Here is a 25,585-nt window from a genome sequence, read left to right as displayed (position 1 = left end):
GCTTCATGCGCTGCGGCAATGGATTGCGCGTTCGGCGGCTTCGTCGCGTGAAACATGCGCCGGCAAGCTTAGCAGCGTGGCGCGCGACGCAAAATAGCGGCGTGCCGATAGCGGGAATTGTGCGCGCGCGCAGGCGTCGGGAAAACGCGGGCTTACGCCGAAATCCGCACGGAAACCGCGCAGTTCCAGGGCAAATCCGCCCGAAACGCCGTGTTGATGAATTCGTCGGACAGACCGGCCGGAATTGTTTGCTAAAATGCTTGGCTCTGTTGACTGACACCGTGTCGGGCGACGGCCCGGCTCTCCGGCGAAGCGCGTTTTGCGCGTCTTCCGGCGCCAGGCGTCGATTTCGGCCGGCTCGCGCAGAGCCCGCATCCGGACCCGCGCCTTAAGAACCGCGGAAGAACCGAACACCGAATTTACGATTTACTCTAGGACGATTTCAGCCATGGCTAACGTAGTTGAGAACCTCGGCAAGCTCGAACGCCGCGTGACGATTTCCCTGCCGAAAGACACCGTGCAGAAGGAAGTGGATTCGCGTATCCGCCAGTTGGCCAAGAACGTGCGCATGCCGGGTTTCCGCCCGGGCAAGGTGCCGCTCAAGATGGTGACGCAGCAGTACGGCGGCCAGGTCGAGGCCGAAGTGCTGAGCGACAAGGTCGGCAAGGAGTTCTTCGACGTCACGCGCGCCGAGAACCTGCGCGTCGCGGGTCAGCCGAGCTTCGCGCCGAAGTCGGAAGGCACGGAAGACCAGTACGCGTTCGACGCGACCTTCGAGGTCTATCCCGAAGTGCAACTGGGCGATGTGGCGACCGCTGAAATCGAACGCACGGTCACGACCATCTCCGAAGCCGAAGTCGATCGCACGCTGGACATCCTGCGCAAGCAGCGCGTGCACTTCCACGCGCGCGGCGAAGCCGGCGAGCACGGCGACGGCGGCGAGCAAACCGCGGCCAAGGAAGGCGACCGCGTGACGCTCGACTTCGTCGGCAAGATCGACGACGTCGCGTTCGAAGGCGGCAGCGCACAGGACTTCGCGTTCGTGCTGGGTGAAGGCCGCATGCTGCCGGAATTCGAGCAGGCCGCGACGGGCCTGAAGGCCGGCGAATCGCGCGAATTCGACCTCAAGTTCCCCGAGGACTATCACGGCAAGGAGGTGGCGGGCAAGACGGCGCAATTCACGATCACGATCAAGAAGGTCGAGTGGCCGCATCTGCCGGAAATCAACGCGGACTTCGCGAAGTCGCTCGGCATCGAAGACGGCGATCTCACGAAGATGCGCACCGAGATCAAGGACAACCTGGAGCGTGAAGCGAAGCGTCGCACGCAGCAGATCGTGAAGAACCAGGTCATGGACGCGCTCCTCAAGATTTCCGAGCTGGACGTGCCGAAGGCGCTGATCGAGCAGGATCAGCAGCGCCTCGTCGAAATGGCTCGCCAGGACCTGCAGCAGCGCGGCGTGCCGAACGCCGCCGACGCGCCGATCCCGGCCGAAATGTTCGCCGAGCAGGCCGAGCGCCGCGTGAAGCTGGGCCTCGTGCTGGCTGAACTCGTGAAGGCCAACGAACTGCAGGCGAAGCCCGAGCAGATCCGCGCTGAAGTGGACGAATTCGCCAAGAGCTACGAAGACCCGAAGGAAGTCGTCCGCTGGTATTATTCGAACCAGCAGCGCCTCGCCGAGATGGAAGCGTACGTCGTGGAAAGCAACGTCGTCGATTTCGTCCTGGGCAAGGCCAAGGTGACCGACAAGGAAGTCAGCTTCGAGGAACTGGCCAGCGCAACGGCGCAAGCCTGACGCGTCAGGCAAGGGGCGTGCGGAGTCGTCGGACTGACGGCTCGCACGCCTTTTTTGCATTAAAGTTTGGGCGTTTGCATGCCGTTTTAGTGGATGTTCCTTTGTCGTTCAGTATCCCTATTCCGAACAAGGAAATTGCATGACCTTTCGCGCTGAATTGCTCGACACGTTGGCGTCCCACGCACCGCGGGATTTCGAAGCCCAGGCGCTCGGCCTCGTTCCGATGGTCGTGGAAACGAGCGGCCGCGGCGAGCGTGCCTATGACATTTACTCGCGCCTCCTCAAGGAGCGCGTGGTGTTTCTCGTCGGCGAAGTGAACGACCAGTCGGCGAATCTCGTCGTCGCGCAGTTGTTGTTCCTCGAAAGCGAGAACCCGGACAAGGACATCAGCCTGTACATCAACAGCCCGGGCGGTTCGGTCTCGGCCGGCATGGCGATCTACGACACGATGCAGTTCGTGAAGCCGGACGTTTCGACGCTGTGCATGGGTCTCGCCGCAAGCATGGGCGCGTTCCTGCTGGCGGCGGGCGCGAAGGGCAAGCGCGTCGCGCTGCCGAACGCGCGCGTGATGATCCACCAGCCGCTCGGCGGCGCACGCGGTCAGGCATCGGATATCGAGATCCAGGCGCGGGAAATCCTGTACCTGAAGGAGCGTTTGAATCAGTTGCTGTCGCATCATACGGGTCAGCCGGTCGAGCGCATCGCGCGCGACACGGATCGCGACAACTTCATGTCGGGCGACGACGCGCAGGCTTACGGCCTCGTCGACCAGGTGCTTCACAAACGTCCCTGAAGGCGTCCGGAGCGGCGCCGCGCCGGTGATCGGAGACGAAACCGGCCAAGAGTGCGAAGTCGCGCATGCGGCCCAACGCCAAAACGCGCTTCGTTCGTCCTCGCGGGTGTGAATCTGCGTGGGCGAATTGAAGGGCGTATCATGTAACAAGAGTGTCCGGAGGCTTACACATTTATGGCGGACAAAAAAGGTTCCAGCAGCGAAAAGCTGCTGTATTGCTCGTTCTGCGGCAAAAGCCAGCATGAGGTGAAAAAACTCATCGCTGGGCCGTCGGTGTTCATCTGCGATGAATGTATCGACCTGTGCAACGAGATCATTCGCGACGAAGCAGCCGGCGCGGCGGAAGAGGCCGGGCTGACCAAGTCCGACCTGCCGAGCCCGCAGGAAATCAGCGATATCCTCAATCAGTACGTGATCGGCCAGGAACGCGCGAAGAAAATTCTCGCGGTGGCCGTGTACAACCATTACAAGCGGCTCAAGCATCTCGACAAGAAGGACGACATCGAGCTGTCGAAGAGCAACATTCTCTTGATCGGGCCGACCGGCTCGGGCAAGACGCTGCTCGCGCAGACGCTCGCACGCATGCTGAACGTGCCGTTCGTGATCGCGGACGCAACGACGCTGACCGAAGCCGGTTACGTCGGCGAGGACGTCGAGAACATCATTCAGAAGCTGCTGCAGAACTGCAACTACGAAGTCGACAAGGCGCAGCGCGGAATCGTTTATATCGACGAAATCGACAAGATCAGCCGCAAGTCGGACAACCCGTCCATCACGCGCGACGTGTCGGGCGAGGGCGTGCAGCAGGCATTGCTCAAGCTGATCGAAGGCACGATGGCGTCGGTGCCGCCGCAAGGCGGGCGCAAGCATCCGAATCAGGACTTCATCCAGGTCGACACGACCAACATCCTGTTCGTCTGCGGCGGCGCGTTCGACGGGCTGGAAAAAGTCATCACCGATCGCACCGAGAAAACTGGTATCGGTTTCGGCGCGAGCGTGAAGAGCAAGCAGGACCGCGATGCGGGCGAAGTGCTGCGCGAAGTCGAGCCGGAAGATCTGATCAAGTTCGGTCTGATTCCGGAACTGATCGGCCGTCTGCCCGTCGTGGCGACGCTCGGCAAGCTGGACGAAGCCGCGCTCGTGAAGATTCTGATCGAGCCGAAGAACGCGCTCGTGAAGCAGTATCACAAGCTCTTCGCCATGGAGCGCGTGGAATTGGAAATTCGTCCGGCCGCGCTGCAGGCCATCGCGCAGAAAGCGATTCGCCGCAAGACCGGCGCGCGCGGCCTGCGTTCGATTCTGGAACAGGCGTTGCTTGACGTGATGTACGAACTGCCGACCATGAAGGGCGTTTCGAAGGTGATCGTCGACGACAACACGATCGACGGCGACGGCAAGCCGCTGCTCATCTACGAAGACGCACCGAAAGTAGCAGGATCGAACTGAAGCAGGCTGTGTGTCGGCGAAAGGCCATTCATGGCGACGTGAACGGCCTTTTATTTTTGTCGGTTTATCTTGTGGACGTTACTGACGCGATCTTTGACTAACGACTTTTCCCTTCCGATAAAGGCTTGCAATAGCTCTGAACGGCCTTACTTACGATTGAACTGATTCCACTCATGGGGAAATGAAATGTCAGGAACCCAACTCCTCCCGCAGGAACGCATTACGCTGCCGCTGCTCCCGCTGCGCGACGTAGTCGTTTTCCCGCATATGGTGATTCCGCTCTTCGTCGGGCGGCCCAAGTCGATCAAGGCCCTCGAAGCCGCGATGGAAGGCGGCAAGCACATCATGCTCGTCGCCCAGAAAACGGCGGCGAAAGACGAGCCGACCGAAAAGGACATGTACGAAGTGGGATGTGTCGCCAACATCCTGCAAATGCTGAAGCTGCCTGACGGCACCGTGAAGGTGCTCGTCGAAGGCTTGCAGCGCGCGAAAACGCTGTCGATCGAAGAGCAGGAAACGCAATTCTCGTGCGACGTAATGCCGCTCGAGCCCGATCACGCCGACAGCGCGGAAACCGAAGCGCTGCGCCGCGCGATCGTCTCGCAGTTCGATCAGTACGTGAAGCTTAACAAGAAGATTCCGCCGGAGATCCTGACGTCGCTGTCGGGCATCGACGAGGCGGGTCGTCTTGCGGACACCATCGCCGCGCACTTGCCGCTCAAGCTCGATCAGAAGCAGCACATCCTCGAGATGTTCCCTGTCATCGAGCGTCTGGAGCACCTGCTCGCCCAGCTCGAAGCCGAAATCGACATCCTTCAGGTCGAGAAGCGCATCCGCGGCCGCGTGAAGCGCCAGATGGAAAAGAGCCAGCGCGAGTACTACCTGAACGAACAGGTCAAGGCCATCCAGAAGGAACTGGGCGAAGGCGAAGAGGGTGCGGATCTCGAAGAACTCGAGAAGCGCATCACCGCCGCGCGCATGCCGAAGGAAGCCAAGAAGAAGGCCGACGCCGAGCTCAAGAAGCTGAAGCTCATGTCGCCGATGTCCGCCGAAGCGACCGTCGTGCGCAATTACATTGACACGCTGATCGGCTTGCCGTGGCGCAAGAAGAGCAAGGTCAACAACGACCTCTCGAACGCCGAGCGCGTGCTCGACGAAGACCACTTCGGCCTCGAAAAGGTCAAGGAACGCATTCTCGAATATCTCGCGGTTCAGCAGCGCGTCGAGAAAGTGAAGGCGCCGATTCTGTGTCTCGTCGGGCCTCCGGGCGTCGGCAAGACGTCGCTCGGTCAGTCGATCGCGCGCGCGACGAACCGCAAGTTCGTGCGCATGGCGCTCGGCGGCGTGCATGACGAGTCCGAGATTCGCGGCCACCGTCGCACGTATATCGGTTCGATGCCCGGCAAGATCCTGCAGAGCCTCGCCAAGGTCGGTGTGCGCAATCCGCTCTTCCTGCTCGACGAAGTCGACAAGATGGGCATGGATTTCCGCGGCGATCCTGCTTCGGCGCTGCTCGAAGTGCTCGATCCGGAACAGAACCACACGTTCGCGGACCACTACATCGAAGTGGATTTCGATCTGTCGGACGTGATGTTCGTTGCGACGTCGAACTCGCTGAACATCCCGCCGCCGCTGCTCGACCGGATGGAAGTCATCCGCCTGTCGGGTTACACGGAAGACGAGAAGGTCAGCATCGCGCAGCGTTACCTGCTGCCGAAGCAGAAGCGCAACAACGGCCTGAAGGACGGCGAGATCGAAGTCACGGAACAAGCCATCCGCGACATCATTCGCTACTACACGCGTGAAGCGGGCGTGCGCTCGCTCGAGCGTGAAATCTCGAAGATCTGCCGCAAGGTCGTGAAGATGCTGCTGCTGAAGAAGGCCGAAGGTGCCGTGAAGGTCGACGGTTCGAACCTCGACACCTTCCTCGGCGTGCGCAAGTACGACTTCGGTCTGGCCGCGAAGGAAAACCAGATCGGCCAGGTCACGGGTCTCGCGTGGACGGAAGTCGGCGGCGATCTGCTGACGATCGAAGCGGCGGTGATGCCCGGCAAGGGCGGCGTGATCCGCACGGGTTCGCTCGGCGACGTGATGAAGGAATCCGTCGAAGCGGCGCGCTCGGTGGTGCGTTCGCGCTCGCGGCGTCTCGGCATCACGGATGAGTCCTTCGAGAAGAAGGACATTCACATCCACGTGCCGGAAGGCGCGACGCCGAAGGACGGTCCGTCCGCCGGTATCGCGATGACCACGGCGCTGGTGTCGGTGCTGACGGGCATTCCGGTTCGCGCGGATGTCGCGATGACGGGCGAAATCACGCTGCGCGGCGAAGTGCTGCCGATCGGCGGGTTGAAGGAGAAGCTGCTGGCGGCGCATCGCGGCGGCATCAAGCTCGTGCTGATCCCCGAGGAAAACACGAAGGATCTCGCGGACATCCCCGACAACGTGAAGAACGCCATCGAGATCGTGCCGGTTCGCTGGATCGATCGCGTGCTGGAGTTGGCGCTCGAACGTGCGCCGGAGTCGTTGCCTGAAGACGAGGCAAAGGCGACGCCGGTCGGTGCGGAAGCGCAGAAGGACGCGCCGGCTTCGGGCGACTTCGTGAAGCACTAAAAGCGCATCGGAGGCGCGGTTCATCGCCGTGCTTTGTGAGTGAAGCTAAAACCCGCGGGTTCATCCCCCGCGGGTTTTTCTTTTTCCGCATCGCGTTTTCGAAGAGGTCTTCTAATCGCCCCGCAAACCGCGCCGGATCAGGCTGAACCCCCGTTGACACGTCTGTTTCGGCTACGTTAAATGAGCGCCGCATCAAACAACATCGACATGCCATTCGCTTCGATGCAGAACCAGATCGATTACAACGTGCCATCACAGATTCGGGGAACACAATGAACAAGACGGAACTGATCGACCATATCGCGCAGCAAGCCGATATCTCCAAGGCAGCCGCCGGGCGCGCGCTCGATGCGGTCATCGGCGGCGTGCAGGCGACGCTGAAGAAGGGCGACACGGTGACGCTCGTCGGCTTCGGCACCTTTGCCGTGGGCAAGCGCATCGCGCGCACGGGCCGCAATCCGCGCACCGGCGATGCGATCAAGATCGAGGCCGCGAAAGTCCCGAAATTTCGCCCTGGCAAAGCGCTGAAGGATGCGCTAAACTAGCGGACTCGCTGGATGCAGCGCTTCACAAAACGAAGCCTTCAATTCAGCGCAGCGCAAACCGAGTGAATTTGCGGACCGGGTGCTTAGCTCAGTTGGTAGAGCGGCGCCCTTACAAGGCGTAGGTCGGGAGTTCGAGCCTCTCAGCACCCACCAGGTCTCAATTCATTGCGCGCTACCCAGGAGCGGTAGTTCAGTTGGTTAGAATACCGGCCTGTCACGCCGGGGGTCGCGGGTTCGAGTCCCGTCCGCTCCGCCAGAATCAAACAGGAAAGTCCCGTCAGCCGCATGGCTCACGGGACTTTTTTGTTTTGCGGCATGCTTTGGCCTTTCGATCAAGAGTGCTAAACAATGGCGGCCGATGCGTCGTGACTTGCGTTGCGCCGAAGCATGACGCGCGTGCCACATGCGTTGCGCAAATTGAATCAATTCAAGACTAAATGCTTGATCTATAGAGCAATTTGTATCGTCCGGAAGAGTGCGCCCCGCACATCGACACTTCCCGAAAAACCATTCGCCCGCCGCCTTTCGCCTTTTCCTCCGCCACTGTTGTAATATCGAGCGTTTTGTTCTGACAACGCAGCGCTACGCATGCTCGACTTCTTCCGAAATCACCAGCGCCTGATGATGGCCTTGCTGATCCTGATCATCGTGCCCGGACTGGGCATGGTCGGGATTCAGGGTTTCAGCAATTACTTCGACGAGAGTTCTTACGTCGCCAGCGTGAATGGTCACAAGATCACGCGCGCCGAATTCGACAGCGCCTTCAGGCAGCAAGTGGACCGTGCCCGCTCGATGCTCGGTTCACAGTTCGACGCCAAGATGTTCGACACGCCCGAGACGCGCGCCGCAATGGTCGACAGCCTCGTGCAGCAGCGCGCAATGGCCGACGAAACGCAGCGCCTGCATCTGACCGCATCGGACGACGCCGTGCGCCGCGCATTGCTGTCGGATCCGGTGATCTCGTCGCTGAAAAAGCCCGACGGCACGATCGACCTCGAACGCTACAAGCAACTGCTCGCAATGCAGGGCATGACGCCCGCGCAATACGACGAGCGCATGCGCTACACCATCGCGACCGAGCAGATTCCGGGCAGCATCCAGTCGACGTCGTTCACGTCGAAGTCGCTCGCGCAGAGCCTGACCGAGCTCGCCGAACAGAAGCGCTCGGTGCAAGGACTGTCGCTGCGCACGGCTGACTACCTTACGAAGATCCAGCCGACCGACGCGCAACTGAGCGCCTATTACGAAGCGCACCGCAAGGACTTCGCGACGCCCGAGACGGCCACGATCCAGTACCTGGTGCTGTCGCCGTCGACGATCGCCGCGGCATCGAAGCCGGGCGACGCCGATCTCAAGAAGTACTACGACGACAACATCCAGCGCTATCGCACGGAAGCGGAAGTGCGCGCGAGCCACATCCTCGTTAATGCGCCGAAGGACGCGAGCGCCGCCGACAAGGCGAAGGCCAAACAGAAGGCCGAGGAACTCCTCGCGCAGGTCAAGGCGCATCCGGATCAGTTCGCGCAGATCGCGCAGAAGAGTTCGGACGATCCGGGTTCCGCCAGCAAGGGCGGTGATCTCGGCTACTTCGCGCACGGCCAGATCGCGGGCGGCAAGGCTTTCGACGACGCCGCGTTCAGCCTGAAGAAGGGCGAGGTGAGCAATATCGTCGAATCGGACTTCGGGTATCACATCATCCAGGCGACCGACGTGAAGCCGTCCGTCACGAAGCCGTTCGATGAAGTGAAGGACTCGATCGCGAAAGACTATGCCGCGCAGCAAGGCACGAAGGGTTTTGCCGACGACGCGCAGGGCTTCACCGATCTCGTCTACGAAAAGTCGAAGTCGCTTCAGCCGGCGGCGGACAAGTACAAGCTGGCGATCCAGACCGCGACGGTCGGTCCGAAGCCGAATCCGCAACTGCCGCAGGACAATCCGCTCAACAATGCGAAGCTTCTCGCGGCCGTGTTCGCGCCGGACTCGGTGAAGGACCGCAACAACACGCAGGCCACGGATGTCGGCAACAACACGCTGATCGCCGCGCGCGTGACCGATTACAAGGCCTCGACCGTGCCCGCGTTCGACGCGGTCAAGGACGATGTGCGCAAGAAGGTCATCGCCGAGATGGCGGCTTCGACGGCGAAGAAGGAAGGCGAGGCGAAGCTCGCCGACCTGCAGAAGTCGAAGTCGACCGATGGCTTCACGTCGCCCGTCACGGTGTCGCGCAACGACGCACAGGGCTTGCCGCCCGCCGCGCTGAGCGCGATCTTCAAGGCGGACGCGTCGAAGCTGCCGGCCTATGTCGGCGTGGACCTCGGCGCGGACGGCTATGCGATCTACCGCGTGAACGGCATCGAGAAAGCGGCGCCGGTCGCGGCCGACCGTCTCGCGGGCGCGCAGCAGCAGGTCGCGCAAGTTTATGCGCAAGCGGAAATGGAAGCGTACATCGACTCATTGAAGGCGCGCTCCAAGGTCAAGCTGAGTCAGGCGCCGGCGACGTCGTCGAACTGATCTTCCGCGCTGGCGTCACAAAAAAGCCCCGCTTCCGAAAGGAGGCGGGGCTTTTTGCTTGGCTATGCAGCCACCAGGCAGCATTGAGGCATGCGAGCAGTGCTTACAGGCAGGCCTGAATGTCGCCGGTCGCCTGGCTGCCGGCAGCGCCCGAGGCGCGGAAACCTACCCACGTACCCGAACCCGACGGTGCGGGACGGATGATCGCCGCCGCGCCGGTCGGCGGCTGCTGGCCGGGAACGTACACGTCGGCGGCCTGATCGTTCGCGAGCGTGTTCTGCGACACGACTTGTTGTTGCGACTTGTCGGCCCATTTCTGGGCGACGCATTGCGCTACGAGCTTCGGGGCTTTCTGACTCGTGCCGACTTGCTGCACCCCGGCGGGCGGCTGCGCGGCGCAAGCCGAGAACGCAACGGTCAGGGCGAGAAGAGGGGTAAGTTTCACGTGACCTCCTTGTAAGGTCGCTCACAAGACGAGCGGGTTATAAGAGTTACGCGAAAGTCTCAGATATCTGAATCCTGGCCGTGTTCCGCGTCGATAGAAAAAGCTGTCGCGGCCAGCGTCGTCTTCAATGCGCGGCGCTGGCGCCCAGCAAGGGTTTCAAGATTGGCCAGACGTTATCCAATAGCAAGGGCTGCGCCTGCACCGTCGGATGAATCTGGTCCGCCTGGAACATCGACGGCTTGTCGGCGATGCCCGCAAGCAGGAACGGCACGAGCGGCACGTTCTTGTCCTTTGCGATGCGCTCGTAGACCGCGTGGAACTTTTGCGTATAGTCCGGGCCGTAATTGGGCGGAACGTACATGCCGATGAGTAAAACCTTCGCATGCGCGGCCTGCGATGCTTCGACGATGCCGCGCAGATTCGTCTCCGTCGTCGCGAGCGGCACGCCGCGCAGCGCATCGTTCGCGCCGAGCTCGACGATCACGACCGCGGGCTTGATACGTGCAAGCACCGCGGTCAGGCGTGCGCGGCCGCCGCTCGTGGTGTCGCCGCTGATGCTCGAATTGGCGACGCTATAATCGAAACGCTCCTTTGCCAGCCGATCGCGCAACAGATTGACCCAGCCGGTATCGCGCGGCAGGCCGTATTCGGCCGACAGACTATCGCCCAGCACGACGATCGCGGGCTTCGGTTGCGTTGCCGCCTGCGCTTCGGCGGCATGCGCGGTCGCGGAACATGTCGCCATCAGCGCGATTGCGGGAAGACAGCCGCGCCAGTTCATTTTCAAGGTGTCCATGCAAAACAATATCGAGCCGGTCATCGAAGTACGGGGATTAAGCAAGCGGGTGAAGGACGCAACGGGCGAGCTCACGATTCTCGATCAGATCGATCTGTCGATCGCGAAGGGCAGCAGCGTGGCGATCGTCGGCGCATCGGGCTCGGGCAAGTCGACCTTGCTCGGCCTGCTCGCCGGATTGGACAGCGCGAGCGAGGGCTCGGTTCGTCTGCTCGGCAAGGAGCTGTCCACCTTGAACGAAGACGAGCGCGCCGCGCTCAGAAGCGGCGCCGTCGGCTTCGTGTTCCAGTCGTTCCAGTTGATGCCGCATCTGACCGCGCTCGAAAACGTGATGCTGCCGCTCGAACTGCGCGCCGAGATGCCGCATAGCGAGATCGCGGCGCGTGCACGCTCGCTGCTCGATCAGGTCGGGCTGTCCCAGCGCACGGGCCATTATCCCAAGCTGCTGTCCGGCGGCGAGCAACAGCGCGTCGCGCTCGCGCGCGCGTTCGTCACGCATCCGGCCGTGCTTTTCGCCGACGAGCCCACCGGCAGTCTCGATGCCGCCACGGGTTACGCGATCATCGATCTGATGTTCGAGATGAACCGCCGCAACGGCGCGACGCTCGTGCTCGTCACGCACGATGCGGAACTCGCCGAGCGCTGCGACGCCACGGTGACGATCGAAGCGGGACGGCTCGTCAACGGCCTGAGCGTGTAAAAAAGCCCGCAACGCGCACGCGCTGCGGGCCACATGCCTCAACGCGCGCCTCAGCGCTTCAACGCCTTGCGCGCACGCGCGATCAACGCCGAGGTCGACGAATCATGCTTCGCGGCATCGACGCTCGCGGCGGTGATATCGGCCTCGACGACCTTGCCGAGAATCTTGCCGAGTTCCACGCCCCACTGATCGAACGAGTTGACGTCCCACACGGTGCCCTGCACGAGCACCTTGTGCTCATACAACGCGATGAGCGCGCCGAGCGATTGCGGCGTGAGCGCATCGAGCATGATCGTCGTGGTCGGACGGTTGCCGGGGAAGCTCAGATGCGTCGCGAGTTCTTCCTTGCCCGGGCCCGCGACTTTCTTCGCCTCTTCGAGCGTGCGGCCGAGCATCAGCGCCTCGCTTTGCGCGAAGCAGTTGGCGAGCAGCTTCGCATGATGATCGACGAGCGGATGCTCCGGCGTCAGCAGGGCGATGAAGTCGATCGGAATGAGCGTCGGCCCCTGATGCAGCATCTGGAAGAACGCGTGCTGGCCGTTCGTGCCCGGCTCGCCCCAGATCACGGCGGCGGTCGGATAGTCGACCATCTTGCCGTCGAGCCGCGCGGACTTGCCGTTGCTTTCCATCTCCAGTTGCTGGAGATACGAAGGCAGATAGTGCAGCGCCTGCGAGTACGGCGCGACCAGATCGCTCTGCGAGCCGAAGAAGTTGCGATACCAGATGCCGATCATGCCCATCAGCACCGGCAGGTTCCTGTCGAGCGGCGCCGTGCGGAAGTGCTCGTCCATCGCGGCCGCGCCTTGCAGGAGCGCATCGAAGTTCTTCGGACCGACCGAAAGCATGATCGACAAACCGACCGCCGACCACAACGAGTAGCGGCCGCCGACCCAATCCCACATCTCGAAGACGTTTTCCTTCGCAATGCCGAACTTGACCACTTCCTCCGGATTCGCCGACACGCCGACGAAATGCTTCGACAGTTGATCTTCGGGGCAGCCGGACTTGAGGAACCAGTCGCGCATCGAATGCGCGTTGGTCATCGTCTCGAGCGTCGTGAAAGTCTTTGAGACGACGATTGCGAGCGTCTCCTCGGCGTCGACTTGCTGAAGGACGTTCCAGAGATCGGCGCCGTCGACGTTCGATACGAAGTGCGTATCGAGCTCCTTCGACGCCAGATGATGCAGCGCGTGCACGACCATCTTCGGCCCGAGATCCGAGCCGCCGATGCCGATGTTCACCACATGACGGATGCGCTTGCCGGTGTAGCCCGTCCACGAGCCGTCGCGCACGCGGTCCGAGAAGGCGGCCATCCTGGCCTTTTCCTTCTGCACCTGCTCGTAAAAAGGCGCGTCCGGCGATTGCGCGCGCAGCGCGGTATGGAGCACCGCGCGATGCTCGGTGATGTTGACGATATCGCCGCGGAACATCGCGTCGCGGCGATCGGTGACGCCTGCCTGCTGCGCGACCTCGACGAGCAGCTTGAGGGTTTCGTCCTTGACGCGGTTCTTCGAGAAGTCGATCGACAGGCCGCCGCCTTCGAAGGTCAGGCGCTCGGCGCGCGTGGGCGTAGTGTCGTTTTGCGGCGCGAACCAGTCGCGCAGGCGCTCGCCGGAGATGGCATCGTAGTGCGACTGGAGCGCCGACCAGGCAGGAAGCGAATTGAGCATCGAGGTTTGGGTCATGAGCGGTCCGTTAGTCTGAGATTGACAGAGGAATACGTTCGTGCGATTGCGGCCCGGCTTGCCTGTGCGTGTCGCGTTTGGTGAACGCGACTAAACACGCCGCGGTTGCCCGAATCAAAAAAGAGTATAGCGACGATGCATGAACGGATGCTTGCAAAGCGTTACGTCGGTGGGCAAGGCGAGGCGCGCGATCGCGCTCAGCTTCGCGCGTGCTCCGCGTAGAAACGGCGGTTGATGAGACCGCGCACCGCCGGCGCGAGTTCGCCCGCGGTCAGTCCCGCCGGGCCGATGCCGTCATCGGTGAGCGTCTGCGCGGCCAGACCGTGCAGATACACGCCCGCGAGCGCGGCTTCGTAGGCGGGCAGCTTCTGCGCGAGCAATGCTCCGATCAAACCGCCGAGCACGTCGCCGGTGCCGCCCGACGCGAGTCCGGCGTTGCCGGTCGGATTCACGGCGACGCGGCCGTCCGGCGACGCGATCACCGTGCCCGAGCCTTTGACCACCGCGATCGACGCATAGCGCGCGGCCAGCTGGCGCGCGGCGGCGATGCGGTCGGCCTGAACCGCCTTGGCGTCGGTTTGCAGCAGCCGCGCCGCTTCGAGCGGATGCGGCGTCAGGATGCACGGATCGCCTTGCGCGCCGCGCGCGGCCACGGCGGACGCGAGCGCGTCGTCTTTCGCGACGAGATTGAGCGCATCGGCATCGAGCAGCTTGGGGACATCGAGCTCGAGCACGTCCGCGAGCACGTGCTTCGCGCGCTCGCTCGTGCCCATGCCGCAGCCGATCGACAGCGCGTCCATCTTGTCGAGCGCGAAGCCGTCGGCGCGATGCAGCATGAGTTCCGGATGCGGCGGATCGTAAGGCGGAAAGCCATCGCCGAGAAACGCGACATGCACCTTGCCCGCGCCGCCGTAGAGCGCCATGCGCGCCGCGAGGATCGGCGCGCCGCACATGCCCGTGTCGCCGCCGATCACCGCGAGCGAGCCGAACGTGCCCTTGTTGGTCGCGTTGTCGCGCGGCGGCATGCAGGCGCCGAAGAGTGCGGGCGTGTTGAGCACGATCGACGGCGCGACGCTCGCCTCGACCTCGATCGTCGCGACGAAGAGACGTCCCGTCAGATCGCGCCCTTGCGACGTGAAATGCCCCGGCTTCGCGCCGATGAAGGTGATGGTGTCCGTCGCGCGCACCGCCTCGCCGCCGCTCACGGACGCGCCGGTGTCGCTGTTCAGGCCGCTCGGCACGTCGAGCGCGAGCACGCGGCCGCCGTCGTGCGCCTGGCGCGACCGGCGCGTCATGCGTGCGGCGATATCCGCGAACACGCCTTCGAGCGGCCGCGTGAGACCGATGCCGAACATGCCGTCGACGAGCCAGCCGAAGCCGTCGAACGACGCGGGCGGCTGGCTGTCGATCGGCACGCCCGCCGCACGCGCCGATTCGAGCGCCCAGCGGGCATCGTCGGGCTTGACCTCGACGGGCATGCACACGCGCACCGCGATGCCCGCGCGATGCAGGCGCTCGGCCATCACGAGCGCGTCGCCGCCGTTATTACCGGGGCCGGCCGCGAGCCAGACGGGCCGCGCGCGCGAATCGGGATCGTGCTCGAACAGATCGATCAGGCATTGGGCCGCGGCCGCGCCCGCACGCGCCATCAGCGTGTGAGGCGGCAGCGCGGCGGCGGCGCGCGCTTCGAGCGTGCGCAGCTCGGCCAGCGTCAGCAGCGCGAGCGGATCGTCTTTCGGGGTGAAGTAGGGGGAACGGGCAGCGGTCATGGCGGCGGACGGAAGGGGCTCGAAGTCGTTCGGAAACCCGGCGTCGCTTGCAGCAAGCGTGCCCGTCGCGGCCATGCGGGCCGCGTGCATCGCCGATGCGCCGCTAGAAGCGTTCGAGGCTCAGCGCGGCGAGCGTGTCGGCGGGAATGTCGGGCGTGACGCCGGAGACGAGATCCGCGACCACTTTAGCAGACCCGCACGCGAGGCCCCAGCCCGCCGGGCCGTGCGCCGCGTTGACGAAAAGCCGCGGATGACGCGTCGCGCCGACCACCGGCAGGCCGTCGGCGGAAACGAGCCGCAGACCGTCCCACGCGCGCGCAGCGGATACCCGCGCCGCGCCCGGGATCCAGTCGTGCGTGCCCTGGCCGAGCAGATCGAGCGCGCGGCGGGAGAGGGCGGCGTCGAGCGGCTTGTCGGCCTTCGACGCGCTCTGAAGGACGCCCGCGCCGCCCACGCGCAGGCGCTGGTTCACGCGCGACATCGTGATGCGCTTGATCGAATCGACGACGGTGAGATGCGGCGCGCGCTCCTCGTAGGCGACGGGCGCGGTGAGCGTGTGCACGCGCAGCGGAAAGAGCGACGCCGCCGACTTGATGCCGCCGATGAGTGCGGGCGTGCCGGTGCCCGCCGCGACGACGATCGCATCCGCCGTGATCAGTTCGACATCGGCGGAGCGCTTCTTGCCCTCGTTCGGATCGGCGAGCTCGACCGCGGCGCGCGCGCCGTCCAGACGCACCGACGCGACCGCGCGGTGCATGCGGAACTGCACGCCGCCGTCTTCGAGCACCTGCTTCAGTTGCTTGGTGAAGAGCGGGCAGTTCGCCGTGCGCTCGTCGGGCAGCAGCACGCCGCCCGCGAATTCGGGATAGTCGGGCACGGACGGCTCGATCGCGACGCATTCCTCGGGCGTCAGCAGCCGATGCGGCACCTTGAAGCGCTTGAGCAGGTCGATGGCGGGTTGCGCCTCCTCGAGCTCGCGCGGCTGCCGGAACACGTGCAGCATGCCGCGGCGCTGCTCGAAATCGAGTTCCAGACGGCTTTCGATGTCCGCGATTACGCGCCGCGACACATCGACGAGCGCCTGCATGTGCGCGTACTGCGCGGCGAACGCCTCGGGGTCGCGCAGCATCGCGAGCTGCCTGACGAAATCGCGCGCGGCGGAGTCGAAGCCGGTCTTGACCACCATGCCGCTTTGCTTCGAGCGGCTCGACGCCAGGAACGTCGGCCCGTACCAGACGTCGAGCGGCGAGGGCAGGAGCGGGCCGCCCTGGCCATAGGTGGCGCCCTGCGCGACGGTCGCGTGGCGTTCGATCACGCAGACGCTGAGGCCGGCCGCGTGCAGCTGCCAGGCGGTGGCGATGCCGGCGATTCCTCCGCCGATGACGATGACATCCATGACTTTTTGTGCCCGAAGGCGCGAGATTGCAGTGCTGCGTGGCGCGACGCGCGAGCGCGCGTGACGCGTTCAGTGGAACGAAGGACCGGCGGCGTGCCGCGTGCGCCGGGCCCGGAGAAAGCGCGCCATGATAGCGCCAAAATCGTTCGCGGGGGACCGTAGACGGCGCGTCGATCCGGCGCGCGAACCGCCCTGCAGGCCCGTCTCGTGGCGCGCGAAGGTAATTTCGGGATGCGCAGCGACGCGTCTGCCGTGGCGTGGCCGCTGCCGCAGGGCGCCCGGACGGTCCGCCCGGGCCGATTTCGAGACGCTTCCGGGTTATAATCGCGGTCTTCCTTTCGCCTCACGCCGTTTTGCGTGCTCGAATCCGAATTTGCGAAAGTTCTGGATTTTGCGAGGCGCGCGAGCGGCACACAGACGTCATCGACGCATCGTCACAATGGCCCACTTCTCGTGTTTCCCCGGCGCTTCGGCCCTCTCCGATTTCCGTCAGACCCGCCTGCTCGAAACGCTCGCCCGCATCGACGCGAATATCGTCGGCGTGCGCGGCCAGTTCCTGCATTTCGTCAACGCGTCCGAGCCGCTCACGGACGATGACAACGGCCGCATCGAGGCGCTGATGCACTACGGCGCGCCGTTCGAGGAATCGAAGGAGCGCGGCCACGTCGAGACCTTCATGGTCGTGCCGCGCTTCGGCACCGTTTCGCCGTGGGCGAGCAAGGCGACCGACATCGCTCATCACTGCGGGCTCGACAAGGTGCGGCGCATCGAGCGCGGCGTCGAGTACTCGGTCATCATGAAAAGCGGCTTTCTCGGCGGCAAGAAGGCGCTGTCGGACGAGGCGCGCGCGGCCGTCGCCGATGCGCTGCACGACCGCATGACGGAAAGCGTCGCGGCCTCGCGCGATCAGGCGCTGCATCTGTTCGACGAACTGCCCGCGAAGCCGTTGCAGACGGTCGACATCATCGGCGCGGGTCGCAAGGCGCTCGAAGCCGCGAACACGGAGCTCGGCCTCGCGCTGGCCGAAGACGAGATCGACTATCTGGTGAGCGCGTTCGAAGCGCTGAAGCGCAATCCGACCGACGTCGAGCTGATGATGTTCGCGCAGGCCAACAGCGAGCACTGCCGCCACAAGATTTTCAACGGCGAATGGACCATCGACGGCGAGAAGCAGGACATGTCGCTGTTCCAGATGATCCGCAATACCGAGAAGCTGAATCACGCGGGCACGATCGTCGCGTATTCGGACAACTCGGCGATCATGCAGGGCGGCATGGCCGAGCGCTGGTTCCCGCGCGGCGCCGACGAGCAGTATCGGCGTCACGAAGAGATGACGCACACGCTGATGAAGGTCGAGACGCACAATCACCCGACGGCCATTTCGCCATTCGCGGGCGCGGCGACCGGCTCCGGCGGCGAAATCCGCGACGAAGGCGCGACGGGGCGCGGCGCGCGCCCGAAGGCCGGTCTCGCGGGCTTCACGGTGTCGAACCTCGATCTGCCCGACGCGCGCGAGAAATGGGAAAACGACCGCGACTCCGCCGTTCCGCTGACATCGCGCAACCCCGCCGACAAGAACGAGCCGTATGGCCGCCCGGATCGCATCGCGTCGCCGCTGCAGATCATGATCGACGGGCCGATCGGCGCCGCCGCCTTCAACAACGAATTCGGCCGTCCGAACCTCGGCGGCTATTTCCGCACGTACGAACAGAACGTCGCGGGCCGCGTGCGCGGCTATCACAAGCCGATCATGATCGCGGGCGGCATCGGCAATATTTCCGACCAGCACACGCACAAGCACGATCTGCCGGCCGGCACGCTGCTGATCCAGATCGGCGGCCCGGGCATGCGCATCGGCATGGGCGGCGGCGCGGCGTCGTCGATGGCCACCGGCGCGAACACCGCCCAACTCGATTTCGATTCGGTCCAGCGCGGCAATCCGGAAATCCAGCGCCGCGCGCAGGAAGTCATCAACACCTGCTGGCAGATGGGCGAAGGCAATCCGATCCTGTCTATCCACGACGTCGGCGCGGGCGGCATCTCGAACGCGTTCCCGGAACTCGTCGATGGCGCGGGCAAGGGCGCGCGCTTCGAGCTGCGCAAGGTGCAACTGGAAGAAAGCGGCTTGTCGCCGCGCGAAATCTGGTCGAACGAGGCGCAAGAGCGCTATGTGCTGGCGATCTCGCCCGCCGATCTTCCCGCGTTCCAGGCCATCTGCGAGCGCGAGCGCTGCCCGGTGGCGGTCGTCGGCGTGGCGACGGAAGCGCGTCAGCTGAAGCTCATCGACGAAGCCAACGACGGCCAGGAACCCGTCGACATGCCCATGGACGTGCTGCTCGGCAAGCCGCCCAAGATGCATCGCGACGTGAAGCGCGAAGGCGCGCAATTCACGCCCGTCGATGTGACCGGCCTGCCGCTGTCGGACGTCGCGGTCGATGTGCTGAAGCATCCGACAGTCGCGAGCAAGTCGTTCCTCATCACGATCGGCGACCGCTCGGTCGGCGGCACGACCGCGCGCGATCAGTTCGTCGGTCCGTGGCAGGTGCCCGTTGCGGATTGCGCGGTCACGACGATGGACTACGCAGGCTTCCGTGGCGAAGCCATGACGATGGCCGAGCGCACGCCGCTCGCCGTCATCGACGCGCCCGCGTCCGGCCGCATGGCGGTGGGCGAAGCGGTGACGAACATCGCATCGGCGCCGATCGAATCGCTGAACAAGCTCAAGCTGTCCGCGAACTGGATGGCCGCGTGCGGCAGCGCGGGCGAAGACGCGGCGCTCTACGACACCGTGAAGGCGATCGGCATGGAGCTGTGCCCGGCGCTCGGCATCAGCATTCCGGTCGGCAAGGATTCGCTGTCGATGCGCACGAAGTGGCAGGACGCACGCGGCGGTGCGCGCGAAGTCGTGTCGCCGGTGTCGCTGATCATCTCGGCGTTCGCGCCGGTCGAAGACGTGCGCCGCCATCTGACGCCGCAGCTCGTCGACGATGCGAACACGGTGCTGATCGCGATCGATCTCGGCCGCGGCCGCAACCGCATGGGCGGCAGCATCCTCGCGCAGGTGACGCAGCAAGTCGGCGACGCGGTGCCGGATGTCGACGATCCCGAAGACCTGAAGCGCTTCTTCGCCGCGATCCAGGCGCTCAACGCCGACGGCAAGCTGCTCGCCTACCACGACCGCTCCGACGGCGGCCTGTGGGCGACGGTCTGCGAAATGGCGTTCGCGGGCCACGTGGGCGTGTCGCTGAACGTCGACATGCTGACGCTCGACGCGGAGCACGAATCGGATTATGGCGACGCAAAGGACTGGGCGAAGCAGACGAGCGGCCGCCGCGACGATCGCACGATCCGCGCGCTGTTCTCGGAAGAGCTGGGCGCGGTGGTGCAGGTGCGCGCGTCGGACCGTGACGCGGTGCTCGGCGCGCTGCGCGAACACGGTTTGTCGGCGTGCTCGCATGTCATCGGCAAGCCGAACGAGAGCGGCGCGATCGAGATCTATCGCGACGCGAAGAAGATCTTCGATGCGCCGCGTGTCGAGCTGCATCGCGCGTGGAGCGAAGTGAGCTGGCGCATTGCGCGTCTGCGCGACAATCCGGCCTGCGCGGATGCCGAATACGACGCGCTGCTCGATGCCGCCGATCCGGGCATCTCGCCGGTGCTGACCTTCGATCCGGCTGAAGATGTCGCCGCACCTTTTATTGCGACGAAGGCCCGTCCGCGTGTCGCGATCCTGCGAGAGCAGGGCGTGAATTCGCATCTGGAGACGGCCTATGCGTTCGACCGCGCCGGCTTCGACGCCCACGACGTCCACATGAGCGACCTGCTCGAAGGCCGCGCGACGCTCGCCGATTTCGCGGGCGCGGTCGCGTGCGGCGGCTTCTCGTACGGCGACGTGCTCGGCGCGGGCGAGGGCTGGGCGAAGACGATCCGCTTCAACGCGCAACTGGCCGACATGTTCGCCGCATTCTTCGCGCGTCCGGATACGTTCGCGCTCGGCATCTGCAACGGCTGCCAGATGTTGTCGAGCCTGGCGTCGATCATCCCCGGCGCGGAAAACTGGCCGAAGTTCACGCGCAACAAGTCGGAGCAGTTCGAGGCGCGCTTCTCGCTCGTCGAGGTGCAGAGCTCGCCGTCGATCTTCTTCGCCGGCATGGAAGGCTCGCGCATTCCGGTCGCGGTCGCGCACGGCGAAGGCTTCGCGGACTTCTCGCAGCAGGGCGACCAGAGCAAGGCGCTCGTCGCGATGCGCTACGTCGATCATCGCGGCAATGCGACCGAGCAGTATCCGTTCAACCCGAACGGCTCGCCGCAGGGCATCACGTCCGTCACGACACCCGATGGCCGCTTCACCGTGCTGATGCCGCACATGGAGCGCGTGCATCGCAACGTGCAGATGAGCTGGACGCCCGACGACTGGATCACCGACGGCAGCCCGTGGCTGCGCGTGTTCCAGAACGCGCGACGCTTCCTCGGCTGATCGCTTTCATCGCCGGACAAGACACCCCGAAGCCGACACTTCGGGGTGTTTTGCTTTTGACGTTCGCCGCGACGCTGCCCGCGCCAACCTTGCCGATCAGCATCTTTCCCAAAATAATGCGTCTGTAAGTTGCGGGTATAGTCATCCGCACGCCGCGATGCGCGGCTTACGGAGGAGATATGAGGCAATTTCAAGCAAATCATTTAGGCAAACTAAATTTATCGCGGCGTTTATCGGCGATGACAGGCGCGGCGCTCGTCGCGATGTCGTGTTTCTTGACGGCTTGCGGCGACAGCTCGAGTTCGGGCTCGGACAATCTGTCGCCGACGGCGCGTGCAGCCGCGCTCGGCGAAAACCTGATGGTGCGCGTCGACATCGACGCCAACGATGCGGCGAAATCCGGCACGAACTGCGCGGACCTCGGCGCTGACTGGGCGAGCTGCGCGCGCGGCAAGCTGATTCTCGAGAACACCGGCGGCCGCAGTATCGCCGCGGGCGGCTGGACGCTCTACGTGCATAGCATTCGTCGCATTCTGATGGTCGAGCATCCGGCGTTCGCGTGGAAGCACGTCACGGGCGATCTCTACGCGCTCACGCCGAGCGCCGGCGCTTTCACGCTCGGAGCGGGCGAGCGCATCGAAGTGCCGTTCGTCGGGGAGTACTGGTATCAGCGATACAGCGATCTGCTGCCGCGCGCTTACGTCGTCGCCGACGGCAACGCGACGCCCGCCATTCTCAAGCACAACGATACCGACGACGAGACGCGCTACGTCGATCGCATTCCGCCGAGCGCGGACGACGCGGCCGCGTTCGCCGCGACGCCCGCCCAAGTGCAACGCGCCCGCGCGGAAGCCGCGCTGCCATCGGCGCAGCAGACCGCCGCGCGCGCCCTGCCTGCGGCGCTGCGCTCGGCGCCGGGCGAAGGCGCGGCGCAGGTCGGCGGCATCGATTTGTCGGTGTCCGGATTGACCGCGTCGCAAGCGGCGGCGCTCAAGTCGCGCGCCGCGACGCTCGGCCTGAACGGCGCGGCCGTGCGCGTGAGCGGACAGATCGTGGGCGGCGCGCTGCCCACCGACATCGCGCGCTCCGGCGGCTATCGCCTGACGATCGCGCCGGCGGGCGTCAACGTCGATGCTTTCGACGCGTCCGGGCTCTTCTACGGCGTGGAGACGCTGCTGTCGCTCGCGCCCGCGGGCGGCGGCAGCGTGCCCGCGATGACCATCGAGGACGCGCCGCGCTACACGCATCGCGGCATGCACGTCGATGTCGCGCGCAACTTCCGGCAGCCCGCCACGCTGCGCCGGCTGATCGACCAGATGGGCGCATACAAGCTCAATCGTCTGCATCTGCATCTGTCGGACGATGAAGGCTGGCGCATCGAGATTCCCGGCCTGCCGGAGCTCACCGAGATCGGTGCGAAACGCTGCCACGATCTCACCGAAACGAAGTGTCTGCTGCCGCAGCTCGCCTCGGGCCCGGACAACCGCTCGGGTGGCGGCTATCTGAGCCGCGCCGAGTATGTCGCGCTGGTGCGCTATGCGGCGGACCACTTCGTCGAGATCATTCCGGAGATCGACATGCCCGGGCACGCACGTGCCGCGGTCGTCTCGTTGGAAGCGCGATATCAGCGTCTGCGTGCGCAGGGTAATCAGACGGCCGCGAGCGCTTACCGGCTGCTCGATCCCGCCGATACGTCGAACACGACGACAGTCCAGTTCTACGACCGGCGCAGCTTCATCAATCCATGCTCGGACGGAGCGCAGCGCTTCGCGTCGAAGGTGATCGGCGAAATCGCGGCGATGCATCGCGAGGCGGGCGCGCCGCTCTCGGTGTGGCACTTCGGCGGCGACGAGGCGAAGAACATCCTGCTCGGCGCGGGCTTTCAGGCGCTCGACGGCACTGACGCAGGCAAGGGCCACGTGAACCTCGCAGCGCAGGACAAGCCGTGGGCACGCTCGCCGCAGTGCGCGGCGCTGATCGCATCGGGCAAGGCCGCATCCGTGGACGAATTGCCGTCGATGTTCGCGCGCGAGGTCAGCCAGATCGTGCGCGCGAACGGCATCGGCACGATGGCCGCGTGGCAGGACGGCATCAAGCATGCGAACGGCCCGCAGGATTTCGCGACGTCCAACGTGATGGTGACGATGTGGGACACGATATTCTGGGGCGCATCCGACACCGTGCAGTCGCTCAGCGGTCAGGGCTACAAGACGGTGCTCGCGCTGCCGGATTATCTGTACTTCGATTTCCCCTATGCGTTCGATCAGCACGAGCGCGGCTATTACTGGGGATCGCACGCCACGGACAGCTTCAAGACGTTTTCGCTCGCGCCGGACAATCTGCCGCAGAACGCGGAGATCATGGCCGATCGCGACGGCAAGCCGTTCGAGGTGACGAGCGCGGGACCGGCGCCGCGCATCGAAGGCATTCAGGGACAGGCGTGGGCCGAAGTGATGCGCACGGATCAGCAGTTCGAGTACATGGTGTATCCGCGGCTGCTGGCGCTCGCGGAACGTGCGTGGCATCGCGCGGCGTGGGAGTTGCCATACACGCAGGGCGAGCGCTACAAGCTCGGCGACACGAACAAGGTCGACAAGGCCGCGCTCGCGCAGGACTGGGCAGGGTTCATGAGCGTGGTGCAGAACCGCGAGTTGCCGAAGCTGACGCGGGCGGGCATGGTGGTGAGGGCGAAGCTGGGCGGGTGATGGTGTGAGAAGAGGGTAAGAACGACAAAGCCGCCCGAAGGCGGCTTTGTCGTTCGATCGCATCGAAAGGGTGCGTTACTTGATCACGGCCTTGCTGCGCAAGCCTTCCTCGAACGCCTGCAGCTTTTCCTGCTGGATCTGCTGCGCGATCTGGGCCTTCACCTGATCGAACGGCGGCGGGGCGACTTCACGCGAGTCGTCCAGGCGGATGACGTGCCAGCCGAACTGCGTCTTCACCGGCGCGGGCGTCACTTCACCCTTCTTCAGCTTCTCGGCGGCCGCGCCGAATTCCGGCACGTAGGCCGACGGCGACGACCAGTCCAGATCGCCGCCATTCTTGCCCGATCCCGGGTCCTTCGAATATTGCTTCGCGAGATCCTCGAAGCTCGCGCCGCCCTTGATCTTCGCGATCAGGTCCTTTGCCTGCGCTTCGTCCTCGACGAGGATGTGATGCAGATGCAGCTCCTTGCCGCCGCCGTTCTGCTTGACCAGTTGGTCATAGCGCGCCTTGATCTCGGCATCGGTCGGCGTGTTCTTCTTCACGAAGTCTTCGATCAGCGCACGCAGCACCACGGTCTGCTGCGCGACGGCGATTTGCGCCTTCACGTCGGGACGCGACGCGATGCCTTCGCGCGCGGCTTCCTGCATCAGGATCTCGCGATTGATGAGTTCCTCGCGCACGGCCTGCTGAAGCTGCGGCGAATCCTGCTGACCTTGCGCCACGAGCTGCTTCACGAGCGCATCGGCGCGCGACGTGGGAATCGGCGTGCCGTTCACGACGGCGATGTTTTGCGCAAACGCGGGCGCCGCCGCGAATGCAGCCAGCAACACCCAGACGCGGGTTTTTTTCAAAGTCATCGGAGGTTCCTAACTGGACGAACTGACGCCTTCAAGAGGCGAGATTTAAAGAGGCAAGGCGTATGGGTGAAGCGCGCGCGTGTCTATTCGAATTGTTCTGCGAACTCCTGCGGCGTATAAGCCCGGATCGCGAGCGCGTGCACGCCGCGCCGCATTTCCTCGGCCAGCGCATCATACACCAGTCGATGCCGCGCGACGCGCGCACGGCCAGCGAAGCATTGCGCGACGATCGTCACCGTGTAGTGGCTGCCGGCATCCGCGCCGGCATGGCCCGCGTGCGCGGCGCTGTCGTCCTCGATATGCACCGACTCCGGCTGCAGCACCGCATTCAGGCGCGCTTCGAGATGCGCGATCTTGTCCGCCGCCGACGCGCTCATGAAATCGAAGGATGCGCTCATTGTCCGTCCTCCTTCATATACTTTGCGAGCCAGAAGCTCTGCGCGACGATGAACACGACCAGACAGCCCGTCGCGCCGAAGAGCTTGAAGTTCACCCACTGATCGGTGGTGAAGTTATACGCGACGAAGAGGTTCACGACGCCCAGCAGCGCGAAGAACACGGCCCACGCGACATTCAATTGCCCCCACACGCGATGCGGCAGCACGATCTGCTTGCCCATCATCGCTTCGATCAGATTTTTTCTGAAACCGATCTGCGCGACGATCAGCGCGAACGCGAAGAGCCAGTAGAGCGCGGTCGGCTTCCATTTGATGAAGGTGTCGTTGTGCAGCACGAGCGTCGCGCCGCCGAACACGACGACCACGCCGAGACTCACCCACAGCATCGGATCGACCTTGCGGTGCCGGAACGCGACCCACGCGATCTGCACGAGCGTCGCCGCGATCGCGACGGCCGTCGCGGTGTAGATGCCCCACACCTTGAATGCGACGAAAAAGAGGATGATCGGAAACAGATCGAACAGAAATTTCATTGGCGTCCGGACGTGATGGGCATCGGATGAGATGTGGGCGCGCGTGTGGCGAACGCCCGCTCGAACAGCAGCAGGCGTCGGTACGGCTTGAATGCAGGGGCGCGGCCGGGCGCCCCGTGCCTG

18 protein-coding genes and 2 tRNA genes are annotated in these 25,585 nt (G+C 64.4%); 11 read left to right on the top strand and 9 right to left on the bottom strand.

Going from position 1 to position 25,585, the window contains the following annotated elements:
* Positions 1-3: 3 nt before the first annotated feature.
* On the bottom strand, positions 4-414 hold the full coding sequence (locus AWB78_RS46400; RefSeq protein ID WP_198399244.1) for a hypothetical protein: 411 nt from the start codon (positions 412-414) through the stop codon (positions 4-6).
* 34 nt (positions 415-448) lie between these two features.
* Between AWB78_RS46400 and tig the strand changes: the two genes are divergently transcribed.
* The 8 genes from tig to AWB78_RS09625 all read left to right on the top strand — a co-directional run bounded on the left by tig (position 449) and on the right by AWB78_RS09625 (position 9,700).
* The gene (gene tig / locus AWB78_RS09660; RefSeq protein WP_062604341.1) at positions 449-1,795 is read left to right on the top strand and encodes a trigger factor; all 1,347 of its coding nucleotides are present in this window, start codon (positions 449-451) and stop codon (positions 1,793-1,795) included.
* Positions 1,796-1,934: 139 nt separating this feature from the next.
* Positions 1,935-2,588 carry an ATP-dependent Clp endopeptidase proteolytic subunit ClpP gene (clpP, locus tag AWB78_RS09655; RefSeq protein ID WP_008349755.1) on the top strand — a complete coding sequence of 218 codons (654 nt, stop codon included), beginning with the start codon at positions 1,935-1,937 and terminating at the stop codon, positions 2,586-2,588.
* Between the two features lie 174 nt (positions 2,589-2,762).
* Entirely contained in the window at positions 2,763-4,034 is a 1,272-nt protein-coding gene (gene clpX / locus AWB78_RS09650) for an ATP-dependent Clp protease ATP-binding subunit ClpX (protein ID WP_008349753.1), read from the top strand.
* A gap of 186 nt (positions 4,035-4,220) precedes the next feature.
* The gene (lon, locus tag AWB78_RS09645) at positions 4,221-6,644 is read left to right on the top strand and encodes an endopeptidase La (protein WP_062604340.1); all 2,424 of its coding nucleotides are present in this window, start codon (positions 4,221-4,223) and stop codon (positions 6,642-6,644) included.
* Positions 6,645-6,895: 251 nt separating this feature from the next.
* The gene (locus AWB78_RS09640) at positions 6,896-7,189 is read left to right on the top strand and encodes an HU family DNA-binding protein (RefSeq protein ID WP_269768927.1); all 294 of its coding nucleotides are present in this window, start codon (positions 6,896-6,898) and stop codon (positions 7,187-7,189) included.
* 77 nt (positions 7,190-7,266) lie between these two features.
* Positions 7,267-7,342 (top strand) — tRNA-Val (locus AWB78_RS09635).
* A gap of 26 nt (positions 7,343-7,368) precedes the next feature.
* Positions 7,369-7,445 (top strand) — tRNA-Asp (locus AWB78_RS09630).
* A 332-nt stretch (positions 7,446-7,777) separates the two neighbouring features.
* Complete coding sequence (locus tag AWB78_RS09625; RefSeq protein ID WP_062604338.1) at positions 7,778-9,700, top strand: SurA N-terminal domain-containing protein; 1,923 nt, start codon at positions 7,778-7,780, stop codon at positions 9,698-9,700.
* A gap of 103 nt (positions 9,701-9,803) precedes the next feature.
* Here AWB78_RS09625 and AWB78_RS09620 read toward each other — a convergent pair whose 3' ends face one another.
* Both AWB78_RS09620 and AWB78_RS09615 read right to left on the bottom strand, forming a co-directional pair.
* Positions 9,804-10,145 carry a hypothetical protein gene (locus tag AWB78_RS09620; RefSeq protein WP_062604337.1) on the bottom strand — a complete coding sequence of 114 codons (342 nt, stop codon included), beginning with the start codon at positions 10,143-10,145 and terminating at the stop codon, positions 9,804-9,806.
* Positions 10,146-10,269: 124 nt separating this feature from the next.
* On the bottom strand, positions 10,270-10,941 hold the full coding sequence (locus AWB78_RS09615; protein ID WP_062604336.1) for an arylesterase: 672 nt from the start codon (positions 10,939-10,941) through the stop codon (positions 10,270-10,272).
* On the opposite strand from AWB78_RS09615, the gene AWB78_RS09610 reads away from it, so the two are divergent.
* Positions 10,823-11,641, top strand: coding sequence for an ABC transporter ATP-binding protein (locus AWB78_RS09610; protein ID WP_374729454.1), 819 nt, complete (start codon positions 10,823-10,825; stop codon positions 11,639-11,641). The two genes, AWB78_RS09615 and AWB78_RS09610, sit on opposite strands and share 119 nt — an antisense overlap.
* Before the next feature lie 50 nt (positions 11,642-11,691).
* Here AWB78_RS09610 and pgi read toward each other — a convergent pair whose 3' ends face one another.
* The 3 genes from pgi to AWB78_RS09595 form a co-directional block, all read right to left on the bottom strand.
* On the bottom strand, positions 11,692-13,326 hold the full coding sequence (gene pgi, locus AWB78_RS09605) for a glucose-6-phosphate isomerase (protein ID WP_062604334.1): 1,635 nt from the start codon (positions 13,324-13,326) through the stop codon (positions 11,692-11,694).
* 197 nt (positions 13,327-13,523) lie between these two features.
* Positions 13,524-15,095 carry an NAD(P)H-hydrate dehydratase gene (locus tag AWB78_RS09600; RefSeq protein WP_062604445.1) on the bottom strand — a complete coding sequence of 524 codons (1,572 nt, stop codon included), beginning with the start codon at positions 15,093-15,095 and terminating at the stop codon, positions 13,524-13,526.
* 103 nt (positions 15,096-15,198) lie between these two features.
* Positions 15,199-16,491: an FAD-dependent oxidoreductase gene (locus AWB78_RS09595; RefSeq protein ID WP_062604333.1), complete on the bottom strand. Its 1,293-nt coding sequence runs from the start codon at positions 16,489-16,491 to the stop codon at positions 15,199-15,201.
* Between the two features lie 439 nt (positions 16,492-16,930).
* Between AWB78_RS09595 and purL the strand changes: the two genes are divergently transcribed.
* Together purL and AWB78_RS09585 are read left to right on the top strand one after the other, a co-directional pair.
* Positions 16,931-20,968, top strand: coding sequence for a phosphoribosylformylglycinamidine synthase (purL, locus tag AWB78_RS09590; RefSeq protein WP_062604332.1), 4,038 nt, complete (start codon positions 16,931-16,933; stop codon positions 20,966-20,968).
* A 263-nt stretch (positions 20,969-21,231) separates the two neighbouring features.
* Positions 21,232-23,673, top strand: a complete 2,442-nt coding sequence (locus AWB78_RS09585; protein WP_232477659.1) for a family 20 glycosylhydrolase — start codon at positions 21,232-21,234, stop codon at positions 23,671-23,673.
* Positions 23,674-23,748: 75 nt separating this feature from the next.
* Here the strand turns inward: AWB78_RS09585 and AWB78_RS09580 are convergent, their stop codons facing one another.
* The 3 genes from AWB78_RS09580 to AWB78_RS09570 form a co-directional block, all read right to left on the bottom strand.
* Entirely contained in the window at positions 23,749-24,531 is a 783-nt protein-coding gene (locus AWB78_RS09580) for a peptidylprolyl isomerase (protein WP_062604330.1), read from the bottom strand.
* An 83-nt stretch (positions 24,532-24,614) separates the two neighbouring features.
* On the bottom strand, positions 24,615-24,929 hold the full coding sequence (locus AWB78_RS09575) for a BolA family protein (RefSeq protein WP_062604329.1): 315 nt from the start codon (positions 24,927-24,929) through the stop codon (positions 24,615-24,617).
* Positions 24,926-25,462, bottom strand: coding sequence for a septation protein A (locus AWB78_RS09570; RefSeq protein WP_062604328.1), 537 nt, complete (start codon positions 25,460-25,462; stop codon positions 24,926-24,928). Before AWB78_RS09570 ends, AWB78_RS09575 begins: the two co-directional genes overlap by 4 nt.
* Positions 25,463-25,585: the final 123 nt, after the last annotated feature.

Source organism: Caballeronia calidae (assembly GCF_900044055.2).
GTDB classification, from domain to species: Bacteria; Pseudomonadota; Gammaproteobacteria; order Burkholderiales; family Burkholderiaceae; genus Caballeronia; species Caballeronia calidae.
Note: the sequence above shows the minus strand (reverse complement) of the source record. Positions and strands in the feature narration are given on the sequence as shown.